The sequence below is a fragment of the Winogradskyella sp. genome (genome assembly GCF_013213835.1).
In the GTDB taxonomy this organism is placed as follows: domain Bacteria; phylum Bacteroidota; class Bacteroidia; order Flavobacteriales; family Flavobacteriaceae; genus Winogradskyella.
In genome coordinates this window covers 163,340-180,160 of sequence record NZ_JABSSU010000003.1, presented here as the reverse complement: position 1 = coordinate 180,160, position 16,821 = coordinate 163,340, and the positions used below count along the sequence as shown (strand labels likewise).

General features: G+C 32.3%; 17 protein-coding genes. 14 read left to right on the top strand and 3 right to left on the bottom strand.

The window, feature by feature from the left end:
• Positions 1-4: 4 nt before the first annotated feature.
• The 13 genes from HRU50_RS03615 to HRU50_RS03555 all read left to right on the top strand — a co-directional run bounded on the left by HRU50_RS03615 (position 5) and on the right by HRU50_RS03555 (position 12,990).
• Entirely contained in the window at positions 5-562 is a 558-nt protein-coding gene (locus HRU50_RS03615; RefSeq protein WP_296348271.1) for a hypothetical protein, read from the top strand.
• Positions 563-648: 86 nt separating this feature from the next.
• Positions 649-2,610: an AAA family ATPase gene (locus HRU50_RS03610; RefSeq protein ID WP_296348268.1), complete on the top strand. Its 1,962-nt coding sequence runs from the start codon at positions 649-651 to the stop codon at positions 2,608-2,610.
• A gap of 6 nt (positions 2,611-2,616) precedes the next feature.
• The gene (locus tag HRU50_RS03605) at positions 2,617-2,910 is read left to right on the top strand and encodes a hypothetical protein (protein WP_296348266.1); all 294 of its coding nucleotides are present in this window, start codon (positions 2,617-2,619) and stop codon (positions 2,908-2,910) included.
• Positions 2,898-3,479, top strand: coding sequence for an NUDIX domain-containing protein (locus HRU50_RS03600; protein WP_296348264.1), 582 nt, complete (start codon positions 2,898-2,900; stop codon positions 3,477-3,479). The genes HRU50_RS03605 and HRU50_RS03600 overlap by 13 nt, the downstream gene beginning before the upstream one ends.
• 32 nt (positions 3,480-3,511) lie before the next feature.
• Positions 3,512-4,162 (top strand): hypothetical protein, encoded by a 651-nt coding sequence (locus HRU50_RS03595; RefSeq protein WP_296348262.1) that lies wholly within the window; start codon positions 3,512-3,514, stop codon positions 4,160-4,162.
• 82 nt (positions 4,163-4,244) lie between these two features.
• The gene (locus HRU50_RS03590; protein ID WP_296348260.1) at positions 4,245-5,480 is read left to right on the top strand and encodes a DUF6638 family protein; all 1,236 of its coding nucleotides are present in this window, start codon (positions 4,245-4,247) and stop codon (positions 5,478-5,480) included.
• A gap of 41 nt (positions 5,481-5,521) precedes the next feature.
• On the top strand, positions 5,522-6,061 hold the full coding sequence (locus tag HRU50_RS03585; RefSeq protein WP_296348257.1) for a hypothetical protein: 540 nt from the start codon (positions 5,522-5,524) through the stop codon (positions 6,059-6,061).
• 80 nt (positions 6,062-6,141) lie between these two features.
• Positions 6,142-7,839, top strand: coding sequence for a hypothetical protein (locus HRU50_RS03580; RefSeq protein ID WP_296348255.1), 1,698 nt, complete (start codon positions 6,142-6,144; stop codon positions 7,837-7,839).
• A 23-nt stretch (positions 7,840-7,862) separates the two neighbouring features.
• Positions 7,863-8,573, top strand: coding sequence for a hypothetical protein (locus tag HRU50_RS03575; RefSeq protein ID WP_296348253.1), 711 nt, complete (start codon positions 7,863-7,865; stop codon positions 8,571-8,573).
• Positions 8,574-8,743: 170 nt separating this feature from the next.
• Positions 8,744-9,244, top strand: a complete 501-nt coding sequence (locus tag HRU50_RS03570; RefSeq protein ID WP_296348251.1) for a phosphoribosyl-AMP cyclohydrolase — start codon at positions 8,744-8,746, stop codon at positions 9,242-9,244.
• A gap of 131 nt (positions 9,245-9,375) precedes the next feature.
• Positions 9,376-11,043, top strand: coding sequence for a SulP family inorganic anion transporter (locus HRU50_RS03565; protein WP_296348249.1), 1,668 nt, complete (start codon positions 9,376-9,378; stop codon positions 11,041-11,043).
• 4 nt (positions 11,044-11,047) lie between these two features.
• Positions 11,048-12,418 (top strand): kelch repeat-containing protein, encoded by a 1,371-nt coding sequence (locus tag HRU50_RS03560; RefSeq protein WP_296348247.1) that lies wholly within the window; start codon positions 11,048-11,050, stop codon positions 12,416-12,418.
• Positions 12,419-12,516: 98 nt separating this feature from the next.
• Positions 12,517-12,990, top strand: coding sequence for a hypothetical protein (locus HRU50_RS03555; protein ID WP_296348246.1), 474 nt, complete (start codon positions 12,517-12,519; stop codon positions 12,988-12,990).
• On the opposite strand, the gene HRU50_RS03550 is transcribed toward HRU50_RS03555, so the two are convergent.
• A complete protein-coding gene (locus HRU50_RS03550) occupies positions 12,979-13,443 on the bottom strand; it encodes a GNAT family N-acetyltransferase (RefSeq protein WP_296348243.1) in 465 nt (154 codons plus the stop codon). The two genes, HRU50_RS03555 and HRU50_RS03550, sit on opposite strands and share 12 nt — an antisense overlap.
• Positions 13,433-14,452: a formimidoylglutamase gene (locus HRU50_RS03545; protein WP_296348242.1), complete on the bottom strand. Its 1,020-nt coding sequence runs from the start codon at positions 14,450-14,452 to the stop codon at positions 13,433-13,435. The genes HRU50_RS03550 and HRU50_RS03545 overlap by 11 nt, the downstream gene beginning before the upstream one ends.
• A 98-nt stretch (positions 14,453-14,550) precedes the next feature.
• Here HRU50_RS03545 and HRU50_RS03540 point away from each other — a divergent pair, with 98 nt between their 5' ends.
• Positions 14,551-15,438: a chromosome partitioning protein ParA gene (locus tag HRU50_RS03540; protein ID WP_296348240.1), complete on the top strand. Its 888-nt coding sequence runs from the start codon at positions 14,551-14,553 to the stop codon at positions 15,436-15,438.
• A gap of 28 nt (positions 15,439-15,466) precedes the next feature.
• Here HRU50_RS03540 and hutI read toward each other — a convergent pair whose 3' ends face one another.
• Positions 15,467-16,735 carry an imidazolonepropionase gene (gene hutI / locus HRU50_RS03535; RefSeq protein ID WP_296348238.1) on the bottom strand — a complete coding sequence of 423 codons (1,269 nt, stop codon included), beginning with the start codon at positions 16,733-16,735 and terminating at the stop codon, positions 15,467-15,469.
• Positions 16,736-16,821 lie beyond the last annotated feature (86 nt).

Here is a 16,821-nt window from a genome sequence, read left to right as displayed (position 1 = left end):
TAACATGAAAAAGATATACAAATTACTTTTTGTTTTTGTGCTATTATTTTCGTGTTCAAGCAATGACTCTGAGGATGATAATACTAATGATGCTACATCAATAGATTTACTTACAGGAATTAATGCAAAGCAAGATGATATATCAGGCTATTATCTATTAGGAAACCCTAATGTTAGAATGCCATTAAATATAGCTTCTACATCAATAATTGCATTTCCAAACCCATCAACTGGTTATTTATCTGTGAAACTAATGATGACAAATGATGTTATTTCAGATGTGTGGATAGTTCCTGGAAGAGTGGATAAAGAACAGTTTCAAAATGTAGATTTTGATGACATACTAACAGGTATCACCTATACTATAGATGAAATCTCGGATATTGCTACAGAATCATTTAATGATTTAGATAATAACGAGTTAGTTTTTAATCTTGAAAGTTTAGAAACAGGATATTACAGAGTATTTATAAAAACTAATCAGAATTTATATTGGGATAATATTTATCTTGATAATGGTAATGGATTAGATATCACCGAGATATTTGATTATTGGGATTAAATAGAAAAATAACGAGTTAAGTGTATTGAGACTGAGAGTAAACATCAGACTTATTACTTATAACTTTTTACTTATAACTTAAAAGAATGCAACACAGTTCGACCTTTCCTATAAAACAAAATGAACTCGATATGCTTCGTGATGAAGCAACATCCTATTTAAAATCTATACAATGGGAGCAGAGTCAACGAGCCAAAAATAGAGATGATAATGGAAAGGATGAATCTATATTATTGTATTTGTCGCGTGCAAATAATGGCAGTAATGTATCTGTAACATCTGTTTCAAAAACAGTTTTGGGTTTAAAGAAAAGATTGTTGCCAGAATCTGTTGCAATTCCTATACACTTAAACCATTCATTGTATGCGGTACAAGAAGGTATTACAATGGGAATTTGGATAAAGGATAGTTATTACGATGCATCAGGTTTATCCACTTTACACGAAAATAGGTCAGCATTAGATAGTAAAGGGAAGCGCGAGTATGAAAGTAAGATGCAAACCGCTACTGCATTTATGTTGTTTGCGACTGCATATAAAATTTTACACGATTTAAAGCCATATGCTTCCGACGATTTATCAGTAATGAAGCAGAAATTCGCCGGTATTCCTGAGGTATCATTTATGTCGCCATTAAAAGGGATTTCGTGTCAATTGTTCTATTATGATAAGTATTTAGGTCATCCGGATATTATAAAATCAGATAAAGATGTCATTGATTTTACAGCAGTTTATTTTGAAGCTTTAATTGATGAAATACAACTTCGTAAAAGTAGTTTAGAATACACAGATACTATTGAAGATAGAACCTATAAGCTAGATAATTCAGATTTTGCTGTTGATGGCTGGAATAACGTATTTTCTGGCACTGCTGTCAGTGTAGAGTTCAATAAAATTCAGTTTGAACAAATTGTAGGTAACAAAGATGCTAAGCATTTTGCAAGGCGATTGACAGAGCGTTTAATGAGCTACGATTTTGACGCTAAGAAAAACCCGTTTCAAGAATTAGGTGGTTTTATGCCTGTGTTTATGGGATACGGAATACCAGGAACAGGAAAAAGTATGTTGATTGCGGCTATTGCAACACGACTTAAAGAATATAGTGAAAACCTAGAAATTCCATTTTTGTTTCATCCAATGCCAGATACTTTGATAAGTACATTTCAAGGTGGTTCTGCTGAGAAAATGGTAGAATGGATGAAACCATTACAAGACCCAACACGATTAATCTTTGCACCGATTGATGATGCCGAAAATAATTTGCAAGAACGAACTACACAAGGTGTTTCTGCTGGTGTAAAAGAAGTGATTGGTGTCTTTTTAAGATATACAGAAGGTGCTTATGCTGTAAACTACGGAAATAGTTCTATTGGTTTATTTACTAATCTTCCAGAAATGCTTGATAAAGCTGTGATTTCGCGTGTACAAGGTCGATTTAAAATTGATGGAGCTAGAAATGAAAAAGATTTCATAGACCAAGATTATCTCTGGTGGAAAAACATTGAAGATACCATGCCTAATTTTATAGATATGGATCATCCTGAAAACTACAAGTATCTAGATGCGCAGCGTGTTGCTAAGAATTTGGGTGAAATATTAGATAAAATTGATAAGCCTACAGAAGAACGTGTTTATGAAGTATTTGAAAAAGTGTCTAAGAAACATGATGATGACGACCATATGTTTTACGCACACTTGTATACTGAAATTCAAAAGGTATTTCCATTCTTTTCGTCACGAGATGTAAGGAATATTCAAAAAGCAGTATCTCTAAGACTCACAGATTTTGATTTAGAATCTGATTGGTTCGAAAATCCTGAAATTTATTTCAAACAAGATTACGAAACTAAGTTCGGAATGCTACAAGAACTGATGCGTTCAAACATGAAAGGTCTTGATTTTAGTGATATTAGAAGACAAGAAGTTGTACGTTATCTAGACAATGTAGCGACCATTGCAGACACTGATTTCAAACGTAAAGTAGATGCTAGAATCAGTCAATTAAATATAGAAACTGAGGCGAGAGAACGATTCAATAAGCAAGAATAGAATTTTATGGGATTAGGAGCAGGTCATGTTCTGGATATGGTTAATCGGATGAAACAGAACCGATCTATGCGTCCATCAAATAGAAAGAAATTTAAGGACAATAGAGAATCAATCCGTTCTGCTTCAAAACATAGTTCTAAATTAAGTTTTAAAGAGGTTTCTACAGAACAATTGAATAAAGTAAAAGAGAAGATCAGAAGTGAAGCCGCCTTGCGAAGAAGAAAGGAAAGGTTCATTTATGTTTTGGGTTTTCTAATTGCTTTTTTTGTAATATTTTTCATCATTAAATGGATAAACTGAAAAACATAGAACATATTAGCTTATCAAAAGCATGGGCAACTCTAGACCGAATAGATTACGATTATAAGTTTAAAAACGGAAACTGGAAACGCTTATCTCGTGAAACCTATAATAGAGGAAATGGGGCTGCAATCTTGCTGTATAACAAAGAAAGAGGTACTGTAATTTTAACGAGACAGTTTCGTATGCCTATTTTTGAAAATAACCCAGATGAAGGCATGTCAATAGAAGCTTGTGCAGGTGCCATTGATAATAATGATCATCCTTTAGAAACCATTATCCGTGAAACGGAAGAAGAAGTAGGTTACAAGATAAAAGAAGCAAAGCAAGTGCTTACGGCATATACCTCACCTGGTGCATTAACTGAAAAGATGTATTTATTTATTGCAGAGTACGATGATACAATGAAGGTTAATGGTGGTGGCGGCTTAGATACAGAAGACGAAGAAATCGAGATATTAGAGCTTTCTTTTGTTGAGGCCATTGAAATGGTTAAAACAGAACACATTCGCGATGCAAAAACAATTATGTTATTGCAATATGCGGAAATAAATAAATTGTTAGACTAATTGTCATTCCTGCTAAGGCAGTAATTTGAAACATGCAAAATGTAATTATTAAATATTATGTACCTGTTTTTGTATTTGTTTTTACAATGAGTGCAGGTATGTTTCTTTCTGCTTACTTTAGTAATTCAGGTATTGAAGATATCCAAATGATGGTCATTGCATTTATAGCTTTGAATGTTGGAATTACATTTACTTTTGGAACAATCCTTTATAAGTTTGGCGGAAAATGGAAAGATAGATACAGTAAAAAAGTATTAAACAAAAAAGAGCTTAAACGTTTTCATGACATTGGTTTTTATGAAAGGTCAAATCGATTATTAGGATATATAGATAATTACTTGATTATAATTAAACCTGAAAAAGATAGTTTAGGACAAAGACAATGGATTCACATTAATATCTATTTTAATCCTAAAATGCAGAATCAGTTTATTCCAGAATACATATTCAAAAAGCTCAATCAAGTCAAGCCCAAAAGGACAAAATTTAGTAGAAATTGTGCGATAATTGAAAATGATTTTACATTATTTATACCTCTGAAATTCAATAAGATAATGTCAAATATTACAATGGTAATTAAATGCTTGAAAAATCATGATATAGAACCAATTTCTTATTGGGATATTATTGAGGTAGAACCAGAATTATTGAAATATGACCAACAAGTAAACGCTTTGATATAAATAAATTATTCAACTAATTGTCATTCCTGCGCAGGCAGGAATCTAAATATTACAAAAAGATTACCGCTTTCGCGGCAATGCAATGAACAAACTAAAACAAGCAAATCTATACAGAAGTGAACTTATACCGGTAAGTGGGAAACTGGTTCAGCGCTATAATAAATGCCTCAAAACTCTTGGGTTTCAAGAAACAAAACTCACATCATTTTCTATTGATGGTATGGGTTGGAGTCCAGAAGTTGCAGAGGAGAAAAATGATATGCAATATCTTAACCATGGTGATGCAAATCCTCATGGAATCATTATTTCCCCATTACAAAAAGCAAAACCAGTGTATTTGCCATTTCATTCGTTTGATAGAGAAATGTTGCAACATATTTTTAAAACGCATGGTAAAAAGATTGAAGATATTACCAGAGATTCTGCAATATGCATAGATTTTGACCAAGATATTGATGTGTTTTATGAACCTTTAGATATTTTGAAGTATGAGGATGTAAGTATTTCTTTTCGACTTATTGATAAACTTGAAGAAAAACAAAAAGAGCAACTTCGTTTAGTAGATAAGTTTAGAACAGGCAATAACTTCATCGATGAAGATATACACCAAGAATTATTAGAATCTGCAAAGAAATATGGTGACTTACGAGAAAGAGATTTAAATCTTCATCCATTACATTTTAATACAAGTTCGTTTTATACACGCGCTTTTGATGGTGTTTATGTGCTTAGAGATTTTATAAAACCAATTGTGGTTTTTGAAAGTATGGATTTTTATAAAGAAGCCATAAAAGATACTTTACACGATGTGTTGATTTATCATATTTCTCAACCAGAATTAATAGATAAACTTAAGAGCCATATCATTATAGAATGCAATTTAGAGTACATGGTGACTACACCAATTTATGAACGCGTTAGAAAGTTTGAATTATATCAAAAACTAGAAAAACCGACACATCCAGTTCGTGATATTTTAGAGAGTAAATCTTTGTTTAGGAGTTATTTAAATAAAATAGATATTGAGGCCAGAAAGCAAGTCATGGGAGTAGAGCTGTATCTTGATAAGTTAGAGAGAAGTAACTCCCATAAAATTGAAGATTTGGTAGATGAGTCTGTGTATTTTGCATTGCATCAGCCTCATTCATCATTATCTACAGAGCATCGCGATTTAATTCATAAGTTATTAGTAAATATTTCACCAAAGGATGTTTTGTTTTTGTATTGGTATGATAAGGAACAGTTTTATAAAAACTATGATACTTGGGACGAATCATTTCAAGATTGGGTGATAGAGACAATTCGTAACAATATCTAGGTTTTTTAGACTAACTTTATAAGAACTTAAATCATTAATTCATGGGACTAGAACTTGTCATTTTTATCGCAGCAATATTATTCGGTATTTTCTTGTATTGGCGAGAGTCTAATGGTAATGGTGTATATCGGTTTTTTAATAAAATTCTTAATAGTAAAGAACTACAAATGAGAGCAGACGATCCCAAAGGATTTATTTACAAGCAGCCTTTTATTCCTAGACTATTGTTTGTGGTGTTTTCTTTATTGTTGGTTGGATTGATATTACAATTCTTGACACCAATTTCAGTATTTTCAAGTTATAATGGTATATCCGGATTTTCATCATTTGCTGTTGGAACCTTAATAGGAACTTATGTTGCAAATTTTGTACTTAAGTCCTCAAAAGTTATAGAAGAAAAAAGTGATTCTTTAGGTGATTTGGTTGGTGATGCAGTTGAAAAAGGAAAGGACCTTATAGAAGATTTAAAACCGAACGATGACGTTGAAGAAATTAAAGAAGAGGTAGATACAAAAACAGAAGAAGTTACTGAAGAAAAGAAAAGCGCACGTGAGCGTTTAAAGGACAAGGGGCTAATGTAATGTCATTCCTGCGAAGGCAGGAATCACATAATAAATAACAAAAAATAGATTCCTGATTTCTCAGGAATGACAGATTAACTATGATAAAAAACTACTGGAAAAAAGGTGCTAAACAAAAACGGATTACCATTTTTGTTGGATTACTAATATTGGTATTACTTTTCTTTTTTAGAGATGATTATCAGCCTTTGTTATTATTTATTAGAAAGTATATTTTTGTTATTATCGTTAGTCTTTTGGTCCTAACTTTAGGATTACGAAAATTTAGAAAAACAGCTAGCACAGGCGGACGATTAGGTATTCTTGGTATACTCTTAGTATTTTTCGGAGTCTTGTATTTTTTAGGGTGGAATCAAGGGTTATACGATTATATGAAAACTTATAATGTGTATAACAATCTTAATCGTGTTGAAATTGATGACTTACCATTAACACAAAATGAACGTATTCAACCATTAAGAAATATTTTTTCTATGGCCAATGAAAGTGTTGGCGAAACAAAAGATGTTTCCTTACCGCATTTGGTGCGTATCGGTACAGATAACCAATGGACTATGGCAATACAGCCTAGTGAAAAGTATATTATGCAACGCATTAGTGATAATACAGAAGAAGTGTTTTCTGTTAGTAGTACGACGCCTTTTCCACGATTTTCTAACGAAAATAGAATTCCGGTAACCTTTTCAATTGGTGAATCCTTAAAGTTCAGCAGAAATACATACAATGCTGTTGTACAGCGTTTTAATCCTTGGATGCTTTTTAATTACGAGCCAAGTGATACCTATTATATGCAAAATGATGATGGCAAATGGGTGCAAGTGGTAAGTTTAATTAAGTGGAAAGGTTTCTTTTTTCCATACCCAACATTTGGTGGTGTAATGATAATTGACAATGGTGAGCATGATTTTAACGACTATATAGAACGTATAACTATTGGTAAGGGCACATTTGTGAGTCCAGAAGAAGTAAAGAACTATAAATTTCTAACAAAGCAAAATACGCTATCAGAAAGGGTTTCACAATTACAAGCGGAGTCTTTAAAGTTTTTAGGTGGTTTTAGTGATCCATTACCTTGGAATATGGAAACTGCGGTTAAGATTCCATTGATGCCTAAAGATCAAAACCAACAACCTTATGTTACTGATTTTGATTTTGCCGGTAACAATTCTGATGCTTACAGTGGTTTATACCATTGGTTTGGTTTAGAGCCAGTAGGCGATGAACGTACAAGTTTAAGTTACAGTGTCTTTATTCCTGCGGACGGAACTAATAAATTATATTATTATGATCATGCGAGTAAGAAGCAAGGTTATGCTGGTGTGTCTGCAATGCCTTTAAAAGTTAAAGAATCTCGTAAAGAATACGACTGGAAAGCAAGCACACCTGTAGAATTTAGACCCTACATTAAAGACATAGCTGGTAGAAAACGCATGTTCTTTTTAGGTACTATTTCTTCAATAAGCGAGAAGAATGCAAAACAATTTGATGGATCTGCTACACCAGATATAGTACTAATAGATAGTGAGTATAGAGATGTTATTTGGATAGATGTAAAACATCCAAGTACATGGGATGAAACCGTCTATAATCAATTAAATGAAGCTTGGAGAGCAAGTGAAGGTATTGGGTATTATTACCAAGAGAAACCAAAAGATGAAGATATTATAGAACAAGCTGTAGATTCACTTAGAGCGATTCCAAAGGTAGATGACAATACAGAAAAGATAGAAGCACTACAGAGACAGATAGATTCATTAAAAGCTATTGAGAATAATTAATGTCAATTTTGTAATAGTGTTTAATGGCAATAATTAATAGTGTAGATATCAAATTTGAATCTGTTGTATGCGAAGATATTGGCATGTACGTTATTGGCAAATATCCAAGATTTGAATATGGTGTATTGACGTCTTCAGCACCTTTTAATTGGAAATTATACACATATACTACTTTAAGACTAGCTCTATTAAATCTTTTAAATAATGGAGTTGTAGAAATAGAGAAAATAGAAACTTATCGTTCTTCATTTTTTACTAATAACGTCAAAAAAGAGGTAGATTTTAGATTTAAAGTGGTCGATCTTCAACTTGATAAGGATTGGCTATCGGTCAATCTTTATAAAGCAATTAATGAAGTAAATAAATCTGAACAATTCAATTTATCCATGTACATTCACGAAATCATGGATACGATTTTAACTTCCTATGCAGCTTATAATAATCCATCGAGAGCTTTCATAATTAATCTTTTGAAGCAATATGCTAAGATTCATAAGTGGATTACAATAGAAAAAACTAAAGAATTTTCAGGTATCCTAGATAAATTCAGAGTTAAAATTGAAGAAATCTATATTCCAAGAATAAATATGCAACATGAAGCACTTGTGAATTTAGATAATCAACTTTATAAAACAAATGTTGGCTATAGAGTCTATTGTAATGTACTAGAGCAGTCTACACATAATGAGCTTTGGATGAGAAAAAATAATAATGGTAAAACGTTTATAGATTAATAACAGCTTAGTATTAAGCAAAATATACTTCAAAATCATAAATATTAGTTAATTTTTCCTACACTCGTTTTTTTAAATTTTCATTGAGACTTAAATTAGTGTTTAACGATAATTCTTTAATCGTTAAACACGAAAAACAAGAAAAACTCTAATTAAAAAAGGAAAATGAAATGAATACAATTACAAGTTATTCTACTGACAGTATAACAGAAGCAGAAGTAATCGCTGCTCAGAAAGAATGGGGTGAAGGTATTGTAAAAATAGGGCAAGTATTTACAAATGGCGGTGATTATGAAAAGGCCGCATCAGATCATATTGAACGTTTATATGCCTATGATTTAGGTATGGTACTTTTTAAGCCAACGTTGGCGTCTGAGGATCAATTTAGAGGTACGTTTGACGCAGCGTTATCTTATTTTGTTGGTGGTAACGAGACATATCCTGAAGATAGCGGATTTGCGATTAAACCATGGACAAAAGTGCGTTGGAAGAATATCGGAATTATAAATGGTGGCACAAATATGGCAATTGCTATGGGTAATTATTTCTTTACAAACTTAGATGGTGACGAAGTAAAAGTAGAGTACACTCTTGGTTATGTAAAAGATGGTGAAGGAAATCTAAGAATAGTAGTACACAAATCCTCCTTACCTTATAATCCTAATAATTAATAAAGCTTTCAGCTTAAAATAATCAACCTTTCAGGTGAATACAACGTTGAACAAATCTGCTAAGTAATATAAATGTTGCATTTCTATCTGAAAGGTTTTTTCTTTACTCATCTAACTAATCAATTCATATTATGCTTTCAAAATATTACGACTTTAAATATTTCAAAGGTGATTTAACTGGTGGTTTAGTTGCTGGTGTTGTCGCGTTACCTTTGGCTCTTGCTTTTGGTGTACAATCTGGTTTAGGTGCTATCGCAGGTCTTTACGGTGCTATTGCTGTTGGAGTTTTTGCGGCTATTTTTGGTGGTACGGCAACACAGGCAAGTGGACCAACAGGACCTATGACTGTCGTTTCTGCTGCTTTAGTTGCTTCTGCTTACGAAATTACTGGCAGTATGGAAGCTGCTATGCCAATCATCATTTTAACGTTTTTACTTGGCGGTATTTTTCAAATTGTATTTGGATTTTTAAATATAGCAAGCTATGTAAAGTACTTTCCATATCCTGTAGTTTCTGGATTTATGAGTGGCGTAGGACTTATAATCATTATTCTACAAATATTTCCGTTTGCAGGATTAGATCCATCTAAGTCTACTATGGATGTTATTTATAATTTCCCAAGTTTATTTAGTGATTTTAATTGGAGAGCATTAGCACTTGGTGGATTAACAGTCGTCATTTATTATGTCTTTCCATTTGTCACAAAAGCTATTCCTAGTGCATTAGTTGCTTTGATTGTAGCGTCGTTGGTAGGGTATTTTTTAGGATGGCATTTGGATAATATTGTTCCTATTATAGGTGAAATTCCATCAGGATTACCTTCTCTTCAAATTGATGGACTGTTTTCTGTAGATGCAAAACATTATATGCTAATTGGTGAATATGCAACTGTTTTGGCAATATTAGGGTCTATCGATTCTTTGTTGACCTCTGTTATTGCTGATAACATGACCAAAACAAAACATAACAGTAATAGAGAATTAATTGGGCAGGGAATTGGGAATGCTATTGCTGCAATTTTTGGTGGTATTCCAGGCGCAGGTGCGACTAAAGGAACTGTAGTAAATATCAATTCTGGTGGACGTACAAGAGTTTCAGGTACCATTCATGGTCTCGTATTGTTAGCTGTACTTCTTGGATTAGAAAAGTTAGCCGGTTTTATTCCGCTTTCTGTTTTGGCCGGATTATTAATTCCTATTGGTTTTAAAATTATAGACACTAAAGGCTTAAAACATTTATTAGTAGTGCCAAGAGCTGATGCATTTGTACTCGTATTGGTATTAATGGTAACAACTTTTGGAAGTTTAATTCAAGCGGTAGGAATGGGCTTATTACTGGCATGCTTATTATTTATGAAGCGATCTAGTGATATTGGTGAAGAAGGTATGGAAGTTGGTACTCTGGCTGGTTTTGATGGTGAAAAACCTTGGCAAGATGAAGTTGAATTTTACGAGGCGCATAAAGACAAGGTATATATCAAACACTTATATGGTCCTTTGTTTTTCGGTTTTACCTCTCATTTTCAAAATGAAATAAAAAATATTCCAGATCAGGTGAAGTCTCTTATCATTCGTATGGATAGAGTACCATATATAGATCAGTCTGGTTTATATGCTTTGGAAAATGCAGTTTTAGATTTAGAACAACGAGGCATACAAGTGCTATTGACTGCTGTACAAGAACAACCTAAAGATAAGCTTGTCTCTATAGATATAGTTCCAGATTTAATTTCAGAGGCGCATATTTTTAATAACATTAATGATGCCTTTGATCATCTTGAAAATAAATTGAAACTCTAATAAAATGAAGAAGCACCTTTCCTTAGTTATCATTTTACTCTGCACACCTATAGTTTGGGGGCAAGTTTTAAAAGGTGTTGTTATAGATAATATGACTAAAACACCTATTGACGGTGCGCATGTTTTTGTGAATAATTCTAAAGGCACTTATACCAATGTTGATGGTGAATTTAGACTAAAAAAGGTGAAAGCGTCAGATATTGTGTTTATAACTCATATTGGATATGTAACTAAAGAAATAAAGGTATTAGATATTGTAGGTCGTGACACAAGCATTTATTTAGAACCAAATACAGAAGCATTATCCGAAATAAATATCAAAGGAAAAGTGAAGCTAAGAACCACTTTAGACTACACTAAAATAACCTCCATGGATAAGGCATTATCGTCATTTGCCGCAGGGTTGTATCAAGGAAAAATATATGTTATAGGTGGTGAAACAACCGATGAATTTGATTCTGGTAGATTTGCTTTAAATCAAGCAGCGTCAAAGTATTTAGACCCAAGCATAGAGAATATTGTAAATGAATATAGATATGCTCCTAAAAGCTTAGGATATTTATCAAGTGATTTCTATATCTACGACATAGCAACAAATACCTGGGAAAAATCTGAAGTGAAATTTAGAGAGCGCACTGGGCATAGTCTTAATATTTATAATGATAAGATATATGTTATAGGAGGTATAAGACAAGGTACGAGATCATCGAAGTATCTCGATGATGTCATAGAGGTTTATGATATAAATTCAAAAAATATTGAGATCGATTATTCCAACCCTATTCAGTCAAATAATTTGAGTACTATGCTTTATGATAAATATATTTTAGCGTTTGGTGGTATTAAGAAAATTAAGGATAATGGGTCTAAGGTTTATGCAAAAAAGATGTACAGTTATAATCTCGAAACAGGTTTATGGTTTGAGATAGGTGAGATGAATAGACCTAAGCAAACTAGCGCTATTGTTGTAAATAATAAGATTTATCTTATTGGAGGACTAAATCATAAAGCATTAAATAATATTGAATCTTTTGACTTAGCTTCAGGGAAATGGAAGACTGAAGGTGAGTTATTCTTTAGATCAGAGAAACCTGCTCTGGCTAAAAAAGATCATCTTATCTACATATACGAAAATGGAAAGTTAGTAGTTTTTAATACGCTATCAGGTGTTTTAAATCAGTATCTCATTAATCTTAGAATTAGTTCAGCCAAGATGTTTTATGATAATGACTACCTATATATTCTTGGTGGTGAGGTAAACAAGGAATTTTCAGTTGAGTCCTCTCAAAATCTTTATAAGATAGATATTAATGAACTGAGGAAAACAAAAATCAACAAATCTGTTGTAATAGGAAATAATCTTGTTGAAAATTAATACTTAAATCAAAAAATTTCAATCCTGCTAACGTTTTTTAAGTTGTAGACATGTAACTTTTATGAATTCATAAAGACTTATAATTAAAGACTTTAGTTATGGGTTATATGGGTTTTGGTATGCAAAAATGGATTTACGCTATGCGTGCCAGAAAACCATTTGAGATGAATAGAAAGAAATCATTTACAGCCTTATCAAAACATAAAAGAGAATTTAAAATTCAATACTCAGAGAAAAAGGAAAGCTTTCATATTGGTATTGTCCTTTTTATATTGATAGTATTTATTCTGTATACTTTATTACCAAATTGGCATGAGTACGAAAAAGAAAGAATAAGTCAAGAAATGACACATACGACAGAATTAGACAATAGAGCTTTCAATTTTTTAAAAAAGTCTGGTTTGCAAAGGTTAAAATCGAAAAATTATGTTGGTGCACTATCAGAGTTTAAACTTGCCCAAAAAATAAAACCTCATTCTGAGGAGATAAACCTACTTTTATTTGAAACAATAAGTATTTTATGTGAAAAGGATGAAAGGTATTGTTCTGATTTTGAAATTTTACAATTCTAACAACATTTTAATATTACCTCGATTGTAAGGACTGTTTTCTTCTAATTGTAGTTCTATAAAGCCATATTTACGATACAAATAAATGGCGTTTTTTAGTTTTGTATTTGAGTAGAGTAGTAATGATTTTAATGCCTTTGCTTTCGCAAAATCTATGCAATAATCTAAAAGTTGTTGTCCAATTTTTTCACCACGTCTTTCTGGTAAAACAGCCATTTTAGTAAGTTCTAAAATACCTTCTTCATTGGTTGGCATTAAGGCGACAGTGCCAAGTATAGTGTTACCTTCTTTGGCAAAGAAAATATAACCACCTTTATTTATGATGTATGTTTCAGGTTTGCTTAAAACTTCTTCGTCGTATGGTTCAACATAGAAAAAGGTTTGTAACCACTCAATATTAAGCTCAAAAAAATCTCGAGCAAATTCGGGTGTGTAATTAATGATGTTAATTGCCATTTGCTCTGATAAAATCGGTGATTAGGTAGCTAATAAATTTACCAACTTTAGGATCTGTTTTTTTCTTAGGTGCTGCTTCACAAATATGCAGGTAACTTGCATTTTTATGCTTTGCAAAGTGGTGTACAATTTGTCTTGCTTGCTTTGTACTAAATCCACTTGGTGATTTAGCACTGCTAGTCATATTTTCAATGGCATCACAGTCTATTTCAATACCAAAGGTTTTCTCAGATATATAGTTAAGTGCAAAATCTAATTCAGAATTAAAATCTGTTTCATTTCTAACTTCTAAACTTTCATAGGTGTTATACGAAATGTGCTTTATCTTTTTTAGTGTTTTAAAAAGTTTATCAGAAGTATAGTTTTCATGAAGTCCAAAAATAAAGTAACGTTTCAAAAATCCTTCAGCATAAGCATAACTAAAACCATTACCACTATGTCTACCTTCCTCTGGTCTAAAATCGGTATGTGCGTCTAGGTTAACAACGTTAATTCTTCCATTTTTAGCAAGTGCAGTTCCTTTAATATTACCATAAGAGTTATTATGCCCACCACCAATTATAATTGGTGTTTTTCCTGCTCTAACAATTGAGGAAACTAAGTAGGTTACATCTTTATCAATAGTTTCAACAAATGTCCTAACTTCTGCTAGGTTTTTCTTTTTATCTAAATCTAACCTAAGTAACCTCTTCCTATCATTATCATAACTTAAGTCACCTAAAATCAACACACGTTTTCCGCTATTTTGTCTATTATTTTGGGTATTAAGTAAAAAATTTAAAGAATTTTCCCAAGCCGTGTAAGTCCCTGGTTTTCCGTGGTTAGCATAAACGCCAATGTCTTCAGAAATACCAAAAATGACATAGTCGACATCTAAATTAACAATATCATCGTATATGTTAGTAAGCTTAGGTAATAAGCGTACATGTTCTCCAAATTTTGATTCTCCTTTACGAACTTTTAAAAGTGAATTGCGATCTTTTATAGTGAATAAATTAAAATTTTCCATTTGGTAACATATATTTAGAAATTTAAAATTACAGCTTTTACAGAAAATAAAAGCACAATTCAAAACAAGAATTAACGACAAACTAAAACAAGAATTTTATGGAAGGTTCACAAAAATCTAACACAGGATTAAAAGTAGGATTAGCAATTGCCATTGCGTTATTTATTGGCGCATCCTTTGTTGCATCTAAACTCTACAGCGATGTTGAAAAAGAAAAAGAACAAATTCTAGCTAAAAAAGAACAATTAATGACTGAGTTAAATGGTCTTACTACACAGTACAATGACGCTATTGCTGAAAATGAAATTGTAAACCAAGATTTAGTAGATGCGAGAGACCGTATCCAAGGATTAATTGACTCTTTAAAAGTATCTCAAAACAGTGTAAACAGCTTATGGAAGTACAGAAAGAAGTTTTTTGCATTACAAAAAGAAATGGATGTATTGCTTGAGGAGAATGATAGGTTAAAAGTTGAAAATGAATTATTGGCGACTACTTTAGATAGTACGCAAATTCAATTGGCAGAACGTACTATGTTTACGGATTCATTATTAGTACAAAATACAGAATTGGCTAATGTGGTAGAAGATGCATCAGCATTACAGACTGTTGGTTTAATTGGTATAGGAGTACTTGAAAGAAGCAGTGGAAGACAAGTTCCTATGGAAAGAGCTAAAAGATGTGACAAAATAAAAGTGTGCTTTACTGTTGCAAAAAATGCACTTGCAGAAGCAGGTGATAAAGAACTTTACGTTCAAGTAATTGATCCAAAAAACAATGTTTTAGGTGCTAATGATCAGGTACAATTTGACGATCAAGTTTTAAATTTTAGTTTAATTAGCCGTTTCAACTACGAAAACAGAAATCTTAATATTTGCGAATATGTAAACAAACCAGACGATTCTAAGTTTTCAGCTGGACGTTACACAGTAAATATTTTTAATGATAAAGAATTAATTTCTAGTTCAGAGTTTACTCTAAAGTAGATATAGAATTTTTGATTGATTGATAGTTTTAAATCCGGAAGTTTTCTTCCGGATTTTTCATTGGTTTTAATTGCCCATTAATGATGACATGCTCAATGGGATTATGAGAGAAATTATATGGAATCTCTCTATAATGATTCAAAGGTTTTGTGACCAAAACATTTGCCTTTTTACCTCTTGTTATACTACCATACATGTTGCTAATTCCCATTGCGTAGGCACCATTTATAGTAGCTGCATTAATAGCTTCTTCAGGTGTCATTTTAAGTTTTACGCAAGCAGAACTTACAATAAAGTTCATATTACCACTTGGTGCCGAACCAGGATTATAATCTGAAGCTAAAGCTAAAGGCAAACCTGCATCAATAATTTTACGTGCAGGAGTATAAGGAATTCCTAAAAAGTAAGAACAGCCAGGTAGAGCAACAGGAATTGTGTCACTCCCTTTTAGAGCTTCAATATCAGCATCGTTTAATTCTTCTAAGTGATCTACAGAGAGTGCATTGTACCTTACACCAAGTGCTACACCACCAAGAATATTAAATTGATTAACGTGTATTTTTGGTCTTAAATCATAGGTTTGAGCAGCCTTCAAAATACGTTCAGTATCTTCTAAATCAAAGTAACCTTCTTCACAAAATACATCTATATACTTGGCAATATTAAGTTCTGAAGCTTGTGGAATAAGCTCATTGATAATTTTGTCTACGTATGCTTTTTTATCTTTTTTGTATTCTTGTGGAATAGCGTGAGCAGCAAGTAAAGTCGGTGTAATCTTAATTAAGCTTTCGTTTTTAATCCGCTTAATTACTTTTAGCATTTTCAATTCAGCCTCGACTGTTAAACCATATCCGGTTTTTATCTCTATGGCACCTGTACCCATTCTTACGAGTTCATCCAATCGTTCCATTGATTGTGTAAATAAGGCATCTTCAGAAGTATTCTGCAATGTTTTTGCTGAATTTAATATACCTCCCCCGTTTTTAGCAATTTCCTCATAACTCAAACCATGAATTCTGTCAACAAATTCAGCTGTTCTATCACCTGCGTAAACCGTATGGGTATGAGAGTCGCACCAAGCTGGTAAAACTATTCTACCTTTAGCATCAATCGTTTCTTCTGCATCAATTCCTTCACAATATTCCATATCTCCATACTCAATAATAGTATCATGCTCAATATATAGATAGGCGTTTTCAATTACAGAAAGGTGCTTCATATCGTTACCTTTTAATATAAGTTCATTGTGATCATGAACTTGTAAAAGTTGCTTAATATTTTTAATAAGTACTGACATAGTTTATGATTGAATTGATGTAAAAATTACTATTTTTTTTTGAACTAAAAAACGCTAACCTATGGAAGTTAGCGCTTTGTTTATAT